This is a genomic window from Chryseobacterium lacus (genome assembly GCF_003336205.1).
Taxonomy (GTDB): domain Bacteria; phylum Bacteroidota; class Bacteroidia; order Flavobacteriales; family Weeksellaceae; genus Chryseobacterium_A; species Chryseobacterium_A lacus.
Genome location: NZ_QPIE01000004.1, coordinates 332,907 through 349,994 on the forward strand (window position 1 = coordinate 332,907; position 17,088 = coordinate 349,994).

At 40.3% G+C, this 17,088-nt stretch carries 14 protein-coding genes; 4 read left to right on the forward strand and 10 right to left on the reverse strand.

Annotated elements, in window-relative coordinates:
* Positions 1 to 3: 3 nt before the first annotated feature.
* The 3 genes from DQ356_RS07040 to DQ356_RS07050 all read right to left on the reverse strand — a co-directional run bounded on the left by DQ356_RS07040 (position 4) and on the right by DQ356_RS07050 (position 2,740).
* On the reverse strand, positions 4 to 1,335 hold the full coding sequence (locus DQ356_RS07040) for a cbb3-type cytochrome c oxidase subunit I (RefSeq protein WP_114303762.1): 1,332 nt from the start codon (positions 1,333 to 1,335) through the stop codon (positions 4 to 6).
* Entirely contained in the window at positions 1,289 to 1,708 is a 420-nt protein-coding gene (locus DQ356_RS07045) for a c-type cytochrome (protein WP_114303763.1), read from the reverse strand. Before DQ356_RS07045 ends, DQ356_RS07040 begins: the two co-directional genes overlap by 47 nt.
* 414 nt (positions 1,709 to 2,122) lie before the next feature.
* Positions 2,123 to 2,740 carry a helix-turn-helix transcriptional regulator gene (locus tag DQ356_RS07050; RefSeq protein ID WP_114303764.1) on the reverse strand — a complete coding sequence of 206 codons (618 nt, stop codon included), beginning with the start codon at positions 2,738 to 2,740 and terminating at the stop codon, positions 2,123 to 2,125.
* A 197-nt stretch (positions 2,741 to 2,937) separates the two neighbouring features.
* Here DQ356_RS07050 and azu point away from each other — a divergent pair, with 197 nt between their 5' ends.
* On the forward strand, positions 2,938 to 3,471 hold the full coding sequence (gene azu / locus DQ356_RS07055; protein ID WP_114303798.1) for an azurin: 534 nt from the start codon (positions 2,938 to 2,940) through the stop codon (positions 3,469 to 3,471).
* 99 nt (positions 3,472 to 3,570) lie between these two features.
* On the opposite strand, the gene carB is transcribed toward azu, so the two are convergent.
* From carB to DQ356_RS07075, 4 genes are all read right to left on the reverse strand, one after another.
* Positions 3,571 to 6,750, reverse strand: coding sequence for a carbamoyl-phosphate synthase large subunit (carB, locus tag DQ356_RS07060; protein ID WP_114303765.1), 3,180 nt, complete (start codon positions 6,748 to 6,750; stop codon positions 3,571 to 3,573).
* Positions 6,751 to 6,895: 145 nt separating this feature from the next.
* Positions 6,896 to 7,978: a carbamoyl phosphate synthase small subunit gene (locus DQ356_RS07065; RefSeq protein WP_114303766.1), complete on the reverse strand. Its 1,083-nt coding sequence runs from the start codon at positions 7,976 to 7,978 to the stop codon at positions 6,896 to 6,898.
* A gap of 58 nt (positions 7,979 to 8,036) precedes the next feature.
* Positions 8,037 to 8,921 (reverse strand): aspartate carbamoyltransferase catalytic subunit, encoded by an 885-nt coding sequence (locus DQ356_RS07070; RefSeq protein ID WP_114303799.1) that lies wholly within the window; start codon positions 8,919 to 8,921, stop codon positions 8,037 to 8,039.
* Positions 8,922 to 9,969: 1,048 nt separating this feature from the next.
* On the reverse strand, positions 9,970 to 11,040 hold the full coding sequence (locus DQ356_RS07075; protein WP_114303767.1) for a tyrosine-type recombinase/integrase: 1,071 nt from the start codon (positions 11,038 to 11,040) through the stop codon (positions 9,970 to 9,972).
* 216 nt (positions 11,041 to 11,256) lie between these two features.
* On the opposite strand from DQ356_RS07075, the gene DQ356_RS07080 reads away from it, so the two are divergent.
* The 3 genes from DQ356_RS07080 (at position 11,257) to DQ356_RS07090 (ending at position 14,256) form a co-directional block, all read left to right on the forward strand.
* A complete protein-coding gene (locus DQ356_RS07080; RefSeq protein ID WP_228420676.1) occupies positions 11,257 to 11,886 on the forward strand; it encodes a hypothetical protein in 630 nt (209 codons plus the stop codon).
* A gap of 279 nt (positions 11,887 to 12,165) precedes the next feature.
* On the forward strand, positions 12,166 to 12,936 hold the full coding sequence (gene lnu(I) / locus DQ356_RS07085; RefSeq protein ID WP_114303769.1) for a lincosamide nucleotidyltransferase Lnu(I): 771 nt from the start codon (positions 12,166 to 12,168) through the stop codon (positions 12,934 to 12,936).
* A gap of 153 nt (positions 12,937 to 13,089) precedes the next feature.
* Entirely contained in the window at positions 13,090 to 14,256 is a 1,167-nt protein-coding gene (locus tag DQ356_RS07090; protein ID WP_008651082.1) for a tetracycline-inactivating monooxygenase Tet(X2), read from the forward strand.
* A gap of 211 nt (positions 14,257 to 14,467) precedes the next feature.
* Here DQ356_RS07090 and catB read toward each other — a convergent pair whose 3' ends face one another.
* The 3 genes from catB to DQ356_RS07105 all read right to left on the reverse strand — a co-directional run.
* The gene (catB, locus tag DQ356_RS07095) at positions 14,468 to 15,097 is read right to left on the reverse strand and encodes a type B chloramphenicol O-acetyltransferase (protein WP_010256763.1); all 630 of its coding nucleotides are present in this window, start codon (positions 15,095 to 15,097) and stop codon (positions 14,468 to 14,470) included.
* A 364-nt stretch (positions 15,098 to 15,461) separates the two neighbouring features.
* Entirely contained in the window at positions 15,462 to 16,568 is a 1,107-nt protein-coding gene (locus tag DQ356_RS07100) for an IS91 family transposase (protein WP_114303770.1), read from the reverse strand.
* On the reverse strand, positions 16,552 to 17,088 hold a 537-nt coding region (locus tag DQ356_RS07105), incomplete at its 5' end, for a tyrosine-type recombinase/integrase (RefSeq protein WP_228420678.1). The genes DQ356_RS07105 and DQ356_RS07100, both read right to left, overlap by 17 nt.

Below are 17,088 nucleotides of genomic sequence, written 5' to 3' on the forward strand. Positions count from 1 at the left end.
GTATTATTTGGTGAGACGGTGGTGTTTTATAATTTTAAAAATAATCATTAAAAAACCTGTGGCTACCCCAATACCTGCTACGAAAAAGACAATAAATGCAGGCCTCAGGCGGCGCATCATTTCAGCAAAGGGAATTTCGGGGCTATGCATCTGCCAGTCAGCTTTCAGAACTCCGGCAATAATGAGCGCGATCCAGAAAATAAACAGACTGATGTTCAGTATAAAATAAGCTGCTGTAAAACGCTTTGCAGAGATTTTTTCCTTCACTCCAAAAACATCAAAAATAAAAGCAAGCAGCAGGAAAGAATTGATACCAATGGTAGCGCCCATCGTATGCGCAACGGTAATATGCGTCCCGTGCGTGTACACATTGATGGCCGGAACTGACATCATAATGGCGAGAATAAGGGTGAGGAAAATCCAGATGTCTGCCGCCAAAAGAAAACGGTAGGAATACAAATGGTAATTTTTCTTTGCGGTACTGAGTGAAGAACGCCACAAGATGATAATTCTTCCAAGAAGAATAAGTTCTGTCATGCTGACGCCATAACTGATGTATTGAACATACTTCGGAGCGGGAAGTGTGTAAATATGATGACCCCAATTGAACATCAGATTGAATAATCCCAGAAAATAGAGCAGAAAGCCAATTTTTGAAAAACTGTATTTTTCATTCCTGCTGATTCTGTCCATCAGATAAATACTACTTCCATAAATCAGCATATTCCAGCAACCTACCATGGAGCCGTAGGATTTCCACTGGATCATCATGTCGCCAACGATATTGGCCCGGAAAAAAGGAATCAGCCAAAGATAAGATTCTATGAAAGTGAAAAGGAAAAATGCCGCACCCGTCATCCACATCCAGATGTACACCGGCTTCTTCCGGAGTGATGATAATGATTTGAAAACATTTATAATAAAGAGAATCCAGCTGATGCCAATCGGGATCGCCAGATAAGGATGAAATTCCCAATATTCCCTGCCGCCGAAGATTCCGAAAACATAAGTTATCAAAATGAGTATTACCGTTGTTGACAAAAGATAAAACTGAATATTCATCAGCTTCTCAGAATAAATTCCCTTGTCGGATTTTTCTTTAATATAATGGTAAACGCCACCGATGGCTGTTGTAATAATCCAGAATACCGCAGAAGAAACGTGGAGCGGCCTTACTTTTTCGAATGAGAAATCATCTCTGAACAATCCCGGAATCAGGTATTGTAAAGCTCCTGTTAGTCCGAAAATCAAGGCGGTTGCCAGCAGGAAAAGTCCGAAAAAGAAGAATTTACCTGCCGGGGATTTTCTCAGGCTGTTCAATGGTTCCATCATCATTTATTTTTAATTTACCAGGCCTTCCGGTTCCGGAGGCATCGATGCTTTTCAGATATTCCGTCAGATCATTGATTTCGTTTTGAGAAAGATTGAAATCGGGCATAACCTGAGTTCCGCTTTTCAAAAAAGCCATAATGTAGTCTTTCCCCTTTTCAGAGTAGGTATTGGTGAGATCCGGGCCCAGATATCCGCCCAAACCGTAGATCTGGTGGCAGGCGATACAGTTTTTTTCCTGCCAAATTCGTTTTCCACGATCTGTGGAAGTTCCGGAAACGGCGGGATATTCAGAATTTTTACTGTAAAGAATGACCGTGTAGACAGAAAATAAAATGGCTAACGATATCAATATTCCTATCTTGTTATAGTGATTCATAAATAACAACAATAGAACAAATCTATCACTTTTATTGATATCCAACAACGGATATGAAAAATATCATGAACTGAATGAGATTCACTTAACAGTGCCAAACACCGGAGTTTTGCGTTTATTTCAATCTGTATTGTTGGCGACTCAAATTTTCGGCGGTTTGTTTCTGTTTTTATACACGGTATTAGAGGGTATTTACGAAAGACGCAAAGGTGTAAAGACGATATGAATTTTGCAGGAATAACGGTCAAAAGAAAATGTAATTTTTAAGGAGTACGAGATTTGAGGATTTTTACTATATATTTACTCACTTTATACTTTTCTTATTATTATATAGAAATGGCTGACCGTTTACCAATCTCATAAAGTTTGCTAAAAGGGAATGATTAACAGGTTTTTGTAAATATGTTCTGCTGTTTAATAAATTTTGTAGATGCAGCGATGCGCTCCTGAAAGAATATGCTGAACCCTTTCAATCTGAAATTCGCCGCCTATCAGTTTTTTGAAACTTGTTAGCTCGGCATTACAAAACCCTCGGCACTCTGCAGCTGCCGCACCAATGGGGCAATGGTTTTGTATATAAAGGTATTTTCCGTTTTCAGTTTTCCATTCTGCCATATAGCCTTCCTCTGAACGGATTTTACTGAGATACTCTAGCCGTTCTTCCATCGTATTGCTGTTCTGTATCTCTTGTTCATACCGTTGGTAAATCTGGTTTTCGCGATCGTTGATCAGTAAGTTTACCGCATTTTCACCTAAGAGTTTTTTCACAGAACGCAGCAGTTCTACCGTTACCGTGGCATGGGTATTGGGGAATTTCGAATGTCCTTTATGAGATAAAGAATAATAAGTAACCGGTCTGCCTACGCCTTCATTTTTCCGGATATTTTTAACCAAGTCCATTTCTGTGAGTTTTAAGAGATGTAACCGGGCACCTTCCTTGGTTATTCCCAATTCATTTGCCAATGCGGCTACAGAAATCTCGTCGTTCTCCTTTAAAATCATTAAAATCCGATCGCCTAAACTTTGTTTCATTTCTGTCTGAAATACTTGTTAAATAATGATCGACAAATATAATCAATCCGATTCATTCCTAACCTTTTAAAATATAAAAGTGAATAAACATGATGAAAATCCTGTTGATTAACCAAGCATTTTCTTGTTTTATTGCTTTTCTAAAAGTATCTTTGCCCTACTTTAAACAGAAATATAACTATAAATATCTTATCGCTATGAAAAAATTAAAACACCTCTCAGTAGTAGCCATGGCTGGGATGATGCTTGTTGCCTGTGGACAGAATAAAAAGGAAGAGCAGGTAAGCTCGGCACAGGAAACCGAAACAGTAACGGTGGCTGATGAAACAGCTACTTCGCAAGTTCAGGATACCATAGAAGTGGAACTGAATGCAGAAGACACGATGAAGTTCGACAAAAACGAAATCAGAGTCCATGCAGGACAACAGGTTCGCCTTACCCTGAACCATGTGGGCAAACTGCCGAAATCATCAATGGGCCACAATTTTGTATTGCTGAGCCAAGGTACCGATGTTAATGCATTCGCGACCAAAGCAGTACAGGAAGGTAAAGCTCCTGATTTTGAAGTTCCGGAAAGTCTGTTAACAGAAGTGATTGCACATACCAAAACCATCGGGGGCGGAGAGAGCGTAACTATTGAGTTTACCGCTCCTGAAGCAGGCACTTACGATTATATCTGCTCCTTCCCGGGGCATGCTTCCATGATGAATGGTAAACTGATTGTAGAATAAGCACACGAGATCCGAAATAAGGATAAAAACATCATATTAACAAAACGCGCCCGATGATTCAGGCGCGTTTTCTATGCATGTCTCAGCGTGGCATCATCATCACATCTGTTCCATTTTAAAACTCATACTTTCAATCACCTTCAGAATCGCTTCGACGGTATCCATGGAAGTGAGACAGGGAACGCCGTTTTCTACCGACATTCTGCGGATCTGGAAGCCGTCTCTTTCGGCTTGTTTGCCTTTGGTGGTGGTATTCACCACGTACTGGACTTTTCCTTTTTGAATCAGGTCAATCAGGTTAACGTCTTCTTCACCGATTTTGTAACCGATTTTTACAGGAATTCCTTTCTCCTGGAAGAATTTTGCCGTTCCTTCTGTGGCCCAAATCCTGAATCCCACTTCATGGAAGCGCCTCGCAAATTCGGAAACTTCTTCCTTATGCTTGTCGGCCACTGTAAAAAGGATAGAGCCGTGCAGTGGCATTTTTCGTCCTGCAGCCACGAAACCTTTGTATAGTGCTTTTTCCAGCGTTGTGTCTTTCCCCATTACTTCGCCGGTAGATTTCATTTCCGGGCCGAGAGAAGTATCTACTTTGGTCAGTTTTGAGAAAGAGAATACGGGAACTTTTACAAACACGCCTTCTTTTTCCGGAACCAGTCCGTTTTTGTAACCCAATTCTTTCAGTTTCTGTCCTAAAATGGCTTTGGTTGCCAGATTTGCCATCGGGACATTGGTGATTTTAGAAAGAAAAGGGACGGTTCTCGAAGATCTTGGATTCACTTCGATGACATACACCTGATTTTCAAAAAGAACGTACTGAATATTCATTAAACCGATGACATTCAGGCCTTTTGCAAGCCTTTCGGTGTAATCCACGAGTTGCTGCATGCATTTTTCGTTGATATTCTGTGGCGGATACACCGCAATCGAGTCGCCCGAGTGAACGCCGGCTCTTTCGATGTGTTCCATAATTCCGGGAATCACGACGGTTTCGCCGTCACAGATGGCATCTACTTCCACTTCTTTACCGATCATGTACTTGTCCACTAACACTGGTTTTTCTGGATCCACTTCTACTGCATGTTCCATGTAATGCGACAGTTCAGTTTCATTATATACGATTTCCATGGCACGTCCGCCTAAAACATAACTTGGGCGAACCAGCACTGGATAACCGATTTCGTTGGCAATTTCCACCGCGCCTTCTTTGGAGTACGAAGTTTTGCCTTTGGGTTGCGGAATTCCCATTTCTTCCAGAGCTTTCTCGAATTTATCGCGGTTTTCAGCACGGTCAAGATCTTCCAGCGAAGTTCCCAAAATCTGAACGCCGTGTGCAGCCAGTTTATCCGCCAGATTAATCGCAGTTTGTCCGCCGAACTGAACGATGACGCCTTTCGGTTTTTCCAGCTCAATGATGTTCATGACATCTTCTTCTGTTAAAGGCTCGAAATATAATTTATCTGAAATAGAAAAGTCTGTGGAAACAGTTTCGGGATTATTGTTGATGATGATCGCTTCATATCCCATTTCCTTGATGGCCCAAACTGAGTGAACCGTAGCATAATCGAATTCCACGCCCTGCCCAATTCTGATAGGACCGGAACCCAGAACGATAATTTTCTCTTTGTCAGAAGCAACGCTTTCGTTTTCTTCCTCATACGTTCCGTAGAAATACGGTGTCTCACTTTCAAATTCAGCTGCGCAGGTATCCACCATTTTGTACACCGGCATGATTCCGTTTTCCTTTCTGAAATTGAACACTTCACGCTGTTTTACGCCCCAGTGGTGCGCAATATTGATGTCGGAGAATCCTAATTTCTTGGCTTCTGTTAAAATTTCAACATCGAATTTATTCTCAACGATTACTTTTTCAAAATCAACCAGCTTTTTCAGTTTCCAGATAAAGAATTTATCTATTTTACTCCATTCCACAATAGTTTCCCAATCGTAGCCTTTGCGCAGAGCCTCTCCGATAATGAATAATCTTTCATCGTCACACACTTTTATTCTGCGTTCAATTTCTTCATCTGTGAGGGCTTCGGCCTGTTTGGTTTTCAAACCCAAGTGGCGCATTCCCGTTTCCAGAGAACGGATGGCTTTTTGGATACTTTCTTCGAAATTTCTGCCGATGGCCATTACCTCGCCGGTCGCTTTCATTTGCGTAGAAAGCCTTCTGTCAGCCGTTTCAAACTTATCAAAAGGGAATCTCGGAATTTTGGTTACCACGTAATCGAGTGCCGGTTCGAAACAGGCGTATGTTTTCCCGGTGACGGGGTTCATGATTTCATCGAGGGTGAGGCCGACCGCAATTTTAGCAGCAATTTTGGCAATCGGATAACCGGTCGCTTTACTCGCTAATGCCGATGAACGCGAAACTCTTGGATTTACTTCAATGATATAATAATTAAAAGAGTGGGGATCTAATGCCAGCTGAACGTTACAACCTCCTTCAATTCCGAGGGCACGAATGATTTTCAGCGAAGCGTTTCTCAATAACTGATATTCTCTGTCCGACAAAGTCTGGGAAGGTGCTACCACAATAGAGTCGCCGGTGTGTACGCCGACGGGATCGATATTCTCCATGTTACACACCACGATGGCGTTATCATTGGCATCCCGCATTACTTCGTATTCTATTTCTTTGTATCCCGCGATGGATTTCTCAATAAGACACTGCGTTACTGGTGAATGTTTCAAACCAAGCTCGGTTATTTCCCGAAGCTGGATTTCATTGTCTGCAATTCCGCCACCTGTTCCTCCCATGGTAAATGCGGGGCGAACAATTACAGGATAGCCGATGTTTTCAGCAAAATGCAAAGCACCTTCCACTGTGGTTACGATATCGGAGTCGGGGACGGGTTCATTGAGTTCTTTCATTAATTCCCGGAAAAGATCGCGGTCTTCTGCCTGATTGATGGCTGAAAGTTTTGTACCCAAAACCTCCACTTCGCACTCTTCCAGAATACCGGAATTCTGCAATTCTACCGCCATATTCAGCCCGGTTTGTCCGCCCAACGTGGGCAACAGCGCATCCGGCCTTTCTTTTCTGATGATGTGGCTCACGAAAGGAAGTGAGATGGGTTCTATATAGACTTTGTCTGCAATTTCCACATCCGTCATGATGGTAGCAGGATTGGAATTGATGAGGATGACGCGGTATCCTTCCTCTTTCAGTGCGAGACAGGCCTGTGTTCCCGCATAATCAAATTCTGCTGCCTGACCGATGATGATGGGGCCGGAACCTATTACTAAGATGGTTTTTATATCTGTTCTTTTCATAAATATATATTAATGTAATAATGTAGCAGTTTAGCAATGCAACCATTGCATTAACTGTCATTTTTTAAGCTGGTCCTTAATATTTGTAAATTACAATTCACAATATTCAATATGATAAATTGTTATATTGTGAGGTGTGAAATTGTTACACTGTTACATTTTTAAATTGGTGCATCATTTCAATAAACTCATCAAATAGATAGTTGGCATCTTCCGGTCCGGGACTGGCTTCGGGGTGATATTGTACTGAGAAACAGGGGTGTATTTTGTGTTTTAGACCTTCATTGGTTCTATCGTTCAGGGCGATATGGGTTTCGATGAGATCGGTATTTTCAAGAGATTTCTGCTCCACAGCATAACTGTGATTCTGAGAAGTGATGGCCACTTTATTTTTTTCAAGATCCAGCACGGGATGATTGCCACCGCGATGTCCGAATTTCAGTTTAAAGGTTTTTGCGCCACACGCCAAGGCAATGAGTTGATGTCCGAGACAGATTCCGAAAATGGGCACTTTTCCAAGGATTTTATTGATCATTTCTTTGGCACCTTTCACATCCTGCGGATCTCCAGGTCCGTTGGAAAGCATCACGCCGTCTGGATCCATCAGCAGAATTTCTTCCGCCGTGGTGTTTTGAGAAACCACCGTTATGTCGCAATCCCGCTGAGAGAGTTCACGGATGATTCCCAGTTTGGAACCGAAATCAACCAGAACCACTTTCAAACCTCTTCCCGGGGCTGCATAGGCTGTTTTTGTAGAAACTGTTTCCACCTGATTGGTAGGGGATTCTGCTGTATTCAGGTATGAGATGGCCGTTTGTTCATCGGCATTGACATCTACAATTTTCCCTTTTACAGAACCTTGATTTCTGATGATGCGGGTTAGTCTTCGGGTATCGATTCCTGAGATTCCTGAGAGGTTTTTCTTTTTAAAAAGTTCATCGAGCGTCATTTGGGTCCTGAAGTTGGACGGCAAGTCGCAGAGTTCCTTTACGATGAGCCCTTTAATGGCGGGTTCCATGCTTTCATAATCATCACGGTTGATTCCGTAATTTCCTATGAGCGGATAGGTCATGCAAACGATCTGCCCACAGTAAGACGGATCGGAAATCAATTCCTGATATCCCGTCATTCCGGTGTTGAATACGATTTCTCCTTCTGTTTCGGCTTGTGCTCCAAATCCGGTACCATGAAAAACTTCTCCGGAGGCCAATATTAATTTCTTTTTCATTCTCTTTTATTAGTGATCTAAGTGCCTGTGACGTTTTTTAATGAAGAGCTATTTTGATTTACGAAAACTTATATCCGTTCTTTTCCAGGGTGTTTTTCAGGATCGCCATTCTTGCATAAACACCGTTTTCCATTTGGGTAAAAATCCGGGAACGCGGGCATTCCACCAGATCGCTGTCTATTTCCACACCGCGGTTTACAGGTGCGGGATGCATAATGATGGCATTCGGTTTCATTTTCTGTTCTCTGGCTTTGGTCAGTCCGTAGCGTTGAAGATATTCCTCTGTGCTGAAGCTTTGAGCATGTCTTTCGTGCTGAATTCTAAGGAGCATGATGACATCTACTTCAGGAATTAAATCATCCATATCCACGTAAGAACCGTTCATAAAGCTACCGACATCGAACCATTCCCGGGGACCGGAAACATATACTTTGGCTCCCAGCATTCGGAGCGCATCAGAAAATGAATTGGCCACGCGGCTGTGTTTTATATCTCCTGCAATCGCTATTTTCAGATTCCTAAAATCTCCGAATTCCTGGCGGATGGTCATGAGATCCAGCATCGTTTGGCTGGGATGGTTTCCGGTACCGTCGCCGGCATTGATGACGGGGATAGAAATTCCTTTCAAATCACGATAAAATTCATTTTTGCTGTGTCGGATGACGGCCAGCTGAACGCCGATGCTTTCCAGAGTTTTCACCGTGTCGTACAGTGTTTCGCCTTTATTGACAGAGGAAGTAGCGGTGTCAAAAGGGATGACTTCAAGGCCCAGTTTTCTTTCCGCCATATCAAAGCTGATTTTGGTGCGGGTGCTGTCTTCAAAAAACAGATTGGATACAAAAACCTGTCCGGCTATCTTCATTGTTTTGCCTTTTGCAAACTCCAGTGCATCGTCTAAAGTGCGGAGTATTTGTTCTTTGGAAAGTTCTGAAATCGTGTTCATTTTTTTATTCTTTTTCAAAAAAAAACGAAGCCGCAATGGCTTCGTTACCTAAAATAAATATTGTTGTTATCGGCAAAGCCGTTTTCTGAATGTGTTTCCGGAAATGTATTTTGCAATGTTTCCATTGGCTGCAAAGATAGGAATATATTCAAAACGAAAAAAATAAAAAGAGGGAGAGTTGAAAAAAAGAAAACTGGTTAATAGTTTAATCGGTTAATTGTTTTGAGAAGGTTAATTGATTAATCGGTTAGTTGTTTAGGGGGCGAACATGCTGATTGCTCTTCTAAGGTAAAATGTAAAAGGCAAAAGGCAAAGGCTTGACTAATGAATGGTAAGTGGTGAAGGTTGCCTTGGTCGGCTCGGGTGGCTGAGGCTCTCGAAGCCAGCGCGGATTTTAGTTCTCACAAGTTTTGCAGATTCTCACAGATTTAAGACAGGCAAAGATTTAAAACAGGCAAAGAGTTGAAGCGGGTTATTGTTTTGAGAAGGTTAATTGATTAATCGATTAGTTGTTTAGGGAGCGAATTTGCTGATTTGCTCTTCTAAGGTAAAAGTTAAAATGTAAAAGGCAAAAGGCAAAGGGGAAAAGACTTGACTGGTGAATGGTGAATGGTGAAGGTTGCCTTGGTCGGCTCGGGTGGCTGAGGCTCTCGAAGCCAGCGCGGATTTAGGATGGGTATTTTTTATATCCGACTTTTATCTCTCTCCTTGTATATTATTTTTAATGGAATCGGCGAACCATTTTGTTAGGTTTCAAGACTGGACCCTTTTGCTAAAAAAAAGCTCCTAGATCGGTTGTCTTCTTCGGAACATTTGGGTGTAAATGGTTGTGCAAATCCTTTTCCTAGCTCCCATAAAACCCCTGAAACAGGGACTTTGCATCCCCAAAATTCTTTACCTCCATACTTCACCCGTACATACCCCGTACATACCCCGTAGTTACCCCGTAGTTACCTTATGACCCACCCGAGTGACCTGTCCTTGACCCGTCCTGAAATAACTATACAGGTTAATAAATAAAAAGAATACTGTGCGTCGAAAAGCATGTCTACAGCATATCAAGCGGACTTTTAATGTTCCATTTCTGGACATCGGTAATATGGGTATAGATCTGTGTGGTTTTAATGGAATTGTGGCCTAAAAGTTCCTGAATAAAACGGATATCGGTTCCTGTTTCCAAGAGGTGAGTAGCGAAACTGTGGCGCAAGCCATGTATGCCTACGTTCTTTATAATTCCCGCTTTGTTCATTGCATTTTTAAAGACAGCTTGAAGTGAACGTACGGAATAAGCATCACCGTATTGTCCTTCAAACAGGAAAATTTTCGGTCGGTACTGTAGGTAATAATTTCTCAGATCAACCAAAATAATTTCAGGCAATACCACCATGCGGTCTTTCTTTCCTTTCGCCTGTTCTATCCTCACTGTTTTATGATGACTGTCAATATCGGCAATTTTTAAATTGACCACTTCGCTTACCCGAAGTCCCATGCCGTAGCATATCTGCAACATCAGTCTGTGCTTGGGATTATCTACCTGGTTGAGTATTTTTTTCACTTCAGCTTTGCTCAGCATTTTTGGGAGCGTTTGTTTCTTCTTCGGCCTGGGGATATCAATAAACATTTTCGGTTGGTGCAACACCTGTTCATAGTAGAACTTTACTGCGTTGATGCGGCTATGGATTTCATTTTCCGACAGCTGCAGTTTTTCATGACAGTAGAGGAAGTAGGAGCGCAACCGTTCCGGGCTCAGGTTCTGTACGGGGAAATTTTTCAGAAGATACAGCAGCTGTGCAAATGCGATAGAGTAGGTGCGGAGGGTATTGGGACTGTACGCTTTCAGTTTCAGGTGCTCCTGGAAGCGCGTGAACTCCGGAAGATTCACCAAATGTATTTTTGAAATAACTTCTTTGCCCGTAATCTTTTCTTCCAAGCCGAAAAGTTGGCGGTAGTGTTTGTTGTCGGCTACATACCATTTTCTTTGTGATGCAGACCATCGTGCCCTCGTATTTTGCCGCAGAAATTGAATAAGTTCATTATTTTTATCAAATGTTATCCATATCACCTCTTTTCCGTGATGATATCCCAATGCAAACTGAAAATATTTGTCAGAAAAATTCATAAAAAGATGCGTATTTTGTATGTGTTAAAATTTCTTAATATCACTCAGGTATTCCTGTTATGTATTCCCTTTCCCCGATCAAAAGTAGATATAATTATTTAAAAAACAATGGATTGCATTTATTTATTAATTTTAACACTTATTGTTGCTTATTTAAAATATATGCGTACATTTGGGTGTTAGCAGAAAGTTTATTCAAACAACCGTGAAACAACTATGAAAAATATAATTAAAATTTTATTACTACTTATTTCAAATTCAACATTTGCCCAATTTGAATCTGTTCAGGACAGTTTGGATTACATGGAAAATTATGGGAAACATTTTGATTGTAAATATGAGCCTGGAAATGTTTTAATAATCCAAAAAAAAGGTAAAAAAATTGATCCTTCTAAAAGTTGGAACCCTGCTAAAGATGGATTTGCAATAAGAATGGAAGGGATTTATGACCTTGAATTTTCTGATGGAAAAAGATATAAATCTGGAGTAATCAAAAATATAGCAAATGATTCTATAACAATTTCTTCAACAATGAATGAAAATACAGCAAAATATGAAGGAATAAAATATGAAATGTTTAAATATTCAATAAAAGATATTAAAATTGCTAGATTCATTAATGATCGTTCATTAGGTCTTTTCAGCAAGAAGAAAATTGACGAAAATTACGAAGTTTTTGCTATGAAAGTTGACAAAGCAAAATTATGCCCTGCTGTTTTGACTTTTCCGAAAAGAAATAATGAAGTGAAAGTTTGTCATTATTATTTGACAAGTCAAGGTTATGATATACTTTTTGAAACTAATGGATTTCTCGATTATATGCAATATCCAGTAAATTGGCAATAAAAAACCATCTGCTAACACGGGTTTTGCGTCAGGCGGGATGACGTGCAAACTTAGAGCTTTGTGCTTCTATTCAAGTGCATTGCTAGTTGACAATTTTGTGCTCCAAAACCCGCCCGAACGCAAAGCCCGAAAACGTTGGCGGTAATTTGAAGAAACAATTAACAACGAAAAACATTCAAGAAAATGAAGCTATAAGTAACTGTAAGATAGAATAAGAATTGAAATATCCTTTAATACGCAAAGTAGAAAGGGCGATTGTTAATATTAAAAAATTAGAAAATGACACAGTTACAAATGATTGACAAAACAAAGTCAATAGCTAAAAATGATAAAAATATTTCTGCCGTATTTATGTACGGGTCATTTACCAAAAATGAAGGGGACAAATATTCAGATATTGAATTCTACATCTTCTTGAAGGATAAAGAAAATTTTTCCGCTGAAAATTGGGTAAGCCAAATTCATCCTTTGGCATTATATTTTACCAACGAGTATGGAAGTGAAGTTGCCATTTTTGAAAATATGATAAGGGGGGAGTTTCATTTTTTGACAAACGACCAAATGGAAGTTATCAAATCGTGGGACGGTTTGGTAGAGTTTAGCGACTTTGGCAAGATGATTTTAGTAGATAAAGAAGATTTATTGACTAACACGCTCAAAGAAATAAAAACTAAAGTACCTGATCGAACAACAAATGAAAATATCCTGTGGTTGAGCCAATCATTGTTGAATGTTTTACTTACAACAAGCAACTTAATTAAACGACAGGAATTTGCTCACGCTTACCAAAGCTTATCAAATGTTCAAAAATATTTACTTTGGTTAATAAGAATTGAAACATACCAAACCAAACATTGGGAAAGTCCAACAAAAAGCTTGGAAAAAGACATAGACCCAGATTGGTATTCGTTATTTCAGGAGACAACATCAGAATTAGATCCGACAGATATTAAAACAGCTTTCAAGAAGACATTAACATTGACTGAAAAACTTTTTGATAATCTTGGAGTTGAAGCAAAATTAAAGGGGGTATTAAGGAGAATTGAATAAAAAAAACTACCGCCAACATTGTATAAGCGTAATGCGGGCTGAACTGCTAAATTTGAGCATTTTTGCTCCTAAGAAACTTTGTGGTGGGCGGACAGTGAATTGCTCCGAAATCCCGCACTACGCTTATACTTGACCGTTATGTGCCATTTTTGAATGACAATGCGAATAGATACAGACAAACAAATGAATTTACTTAGTGATAAGAACGTTGCAATAATTGGTGGTGGACCCGTTGGACTGACTATGGCAAAATTATTACAGCAAAACGGCATAGACGTTTCAGTTTACGAAAGAGACAACGACCGAGAGGCAAGAATTTTTGGTGGAACCCTTGACCTACACAAAGGTTCAGGTCAGGAAGCAATGAAAAAAGCGGGATTGTTACAAACTTATTATGACTTAGCCTTACCAATGGGTGTAAATATTGCTGATGAAAAAGGCAATATTTTATCCACAAAAAATGTAAAGCCCGAAAATCGATTTGACAATCCTGAAATAAACAGAAATGACTTAAGGGCTATCTTGTTGAATAGTTTAGAAAACGACACGGTTATTTGGGATAGAAAACTTGTTATGCTTGAACCTGGTAAGAAGAAGTGGACACTAACTTTTGAGAATAAACCGAGTGAAACAGCAGATTTGGTTATTCTTGCCAATGGCGGGATGTCCAAGGTAAGAAAATTTGTTACCGACACGGAAGTTGAAGAAACAGGTACTTTCAATATACAAGCCGATATTCATCAACCAGAGATAAACTGTCCTGGATTTTTTCAGCTATGCAATGGAAACCGGCTAATGGCATCTCACCAAGGTAATTTATTATTTGCTAACCCCAATAATAATGGTGCATTGCATTTTGGAATAAGTTTTAAAACACCTGATGAATGGAAAAACCAAACGCAGGTAGATTTTCAAAACAGAAATAGTGTCGTTGATTTTCTTCTGAAAGAATTTTCCGATTGGGACGAACGCTACAAAGAATTGATTCATACGACGTTGTCATTTGTAGGATTGGCTACACGGATATTTCCTTTAGAAAAGCCTTGGAAAAGCAAGCGCCCATTACCCATAACAATGATTGGGGATGCCGCACATTTGATGCCGCCTTTTGCAGGGCAGGGAGTAAATAGTGGGTTGGTGGATGCCTTGATATTGTCTGATAATCTAGCCGATGGAAAATTTAATAGCATTGAAGAGGCTGTTAAAAATTATGAACAGCAAATGTTTATCTATGGCAAAGAAGCACAAGAAGAATCAACTCAAAACGAAATTGAAATGTTTAAACCCGACTTTACGTTTCAGCAATTGTTAAATGTATAAAATGGAATAAAACGGCACATAACAAACAAATTGGCAATAGAGCCGGTGAAGTACTTCTATTGAACTTTTGTGCAATGTTGAAGATTAGTAATTCTATTCAACATTTGTGCTAAAAGTCGGCTCCATCGCCAATTTGCCAAACGTTATGTGTAATTTTAGCCGCAAACGCAGTTAAAACAAAAAGGCTCCGAATTTCGGAACCTTCTTTTTATCATTTCATTTTTCTAAAAAACTTGTACAACAAATCGATTTTATTTGAACAAAGAATTGGCATTGCTTCAAAAAGGGTTTCTTCATCCCATTCCCACCATTTCATTTCCTGCAATTTTTGGATGTCATCATCACTAAATCTCTTTTTTATCAATTTGGCTGGATTTCCCCCTACAATTGAATAAGGTTCAACATCTTTTGTAACCAAAGCACGACTGCCAATAACAGCTCCATCTCCTATCTGAACTCCTGGCATTATCATAGCTTCACTACCAATCCAAACATCATTCCCAACAACTGTATCTCCTGCTTTTTGAAATCCATCTTGGCTTTTACTGAAAACATCAAATTCAGACATATAAAAAAATGGAAAACTGGAAATCCAATCATATTTATGACCTTGATTACCTGCCATTATGAAACTTGCACCGCTCCCTATTGAACAATAAGAACCGATAATTAGTTTATCGACATCATTCCTGTCCGGAAACAGATAACGAGCACAATCGTCAAATGAATGACCGTGATAATAACCAGAATAATAAGAATATTTACCCGAAATTATATTGGGATTAGTTATGTGGTCTTTGATTATTTTTCCTTTAAAAGGACTTTCGAAGTAATTTTTCATTATTTAACATATTTAATTTACAATAAGAGACAATAAGGAAACGAAGAATAATACTAAACTATTCTCTTCCTATACGTTGCGTAAAGTAAATTTGCTAATCTGATAATTTCATCTGACAAAGATACTAAAAAACTACACATAATAACTAAGCTTTCGTCTTGTCCGCAGGACACAAGATGAAAGCCTGTTGAACGGAACCTTCGGGAGCTTTTTTGGCAGTCTATGGAGTTATCGTTTTTAGAATTTAGATACACAAAGCAGTTTTTTAGAAGTACTGCTTTTTTTGTGGGCAGAAGTGGCACTTTGTAGGGTTTAAATGCTGTGATTTTTCGTTTCAGCATATAACTTCCCTTACCCGCAAAGTTTATTTCGCAGAGAAAGTTTGGGTGACGAAAAGAAAATCCTGTGGCGGACCACGTTGCCCGAAAATGGCAATGACCACTAGCTTTCCTTTTTTGCAACAGCGGCATTTTCTGAGCATAGTCTGGGGAACAATAACGCTCCGTTCCACTTTTAAACTTTCTTGCAAATCCTGAAGTTTTCCACGCTTCCAGCTGCTGCTTAAAATACCGTAATGGCGGATCCTTACAAATCTTTTCGGCAGGATATGCAGACTGAAGCGCCTGATAAACTCCACATTCGATAAAGTCATTTCTTTTTTCTCGTCGCCTTTGCGGTAATCTTTGTAGGCAAAACGAACTTCTTTATCTGTGACTTCCTTAATCCGGTGATTGCTGATGGCCACTTTGTGCGTGTATCTGCCTAAATATTCGATGACTTGCTTGGGGCCACCAAAAGGTCTTTTCGCATACACAACCCAGTTTTTGGAGAAAAGCCTTTCAGTCAAGTTTTGGTCACTCATACCATTAGCTCTCAATAAAGCCACAAACTTCGCACGGAACACTTTGCTCATCGCTTTTACAGAGAAGAGATATTTATCCGTTCGTACTTTCCTTCTCCATTTTCCCTGCTGGTTGATTCCGCCACCCGGTACAATGCAGTGCAGGTGCGGATGCAAGCTCAGGTTCTGCCCCCAGGTGTGCAAAACCGCAATCATTCCCAACTGGATTCCTTCGGTTTTCCCGAACTGGTTTAAAGTTGCCCAAGCCGCTTCAAACAGGGTTTTGTAAATGAGGGTGGGATTTGCAATGGCCAAACCGTTCAGTTCTTCAGGAAGCGTAAAAACCAGATGATAATAACTGCACGGGAGTAAATCCTGTTCGCGCTTCTGGATCCACTCTTCCTTTTTGTGTCCCTGACACTGCGGGCAGTGCCTGTTCCGGCAGGAATTGTAACTGATGGAAAGATTTCCGCAGCCGTCACACGCATCGATATGACCACCCAGAGCGGAAGTCCGGCAACAGGACAAAGCCCGAAGTGTCTTTTCCTGATGAACGCTGAAGTTTTTGGCCGGTAAATCGATTTTGCGGAGAACTTCAGCAACAGTTCCGCCCTTAGTTCGGGTTTCCATTTTTGCGGCATAAAGCAAACACGGTATCCAAAGGACTGTGCGGCTGCTGATCCGACAGCTGACAGACATGCAAATATTCCATGGTCGATTCAATTCTTTCATGGCCCAGAAGTTTTTGAACCATAATGATGGAAACTCCATCTTCCAATAAATGCGTGGCAAAGCTGTGTCGCAAAGTGTGGGTATGAACCTCTTTGGTAATGCCGGCTTTTTTAGCAATAGTTTTAATCACCCACTGAACTCCTCTTTGACTGTAGCGGGAATCGAAATCCGGTGTGCCAGAATCCGGCTGGTCAATCTCTTCAACATTCCTGTTTTGATTTCCGTTGAATAAATACTGAACCGGATTTTCAACTTTAATAAAGGTTTTCAATCCCCGGATTAAATGCTCTGAAAGCAGAACATACCGGTCTTTCCGGCCTTTACCCTGCACAATGTGAAGCATTTTCCGGTCAAAATCCAGATGCCGAAGCTCGATATTCCGCACTTCCATACACCGGAGTCCACACCCGTAGATCAG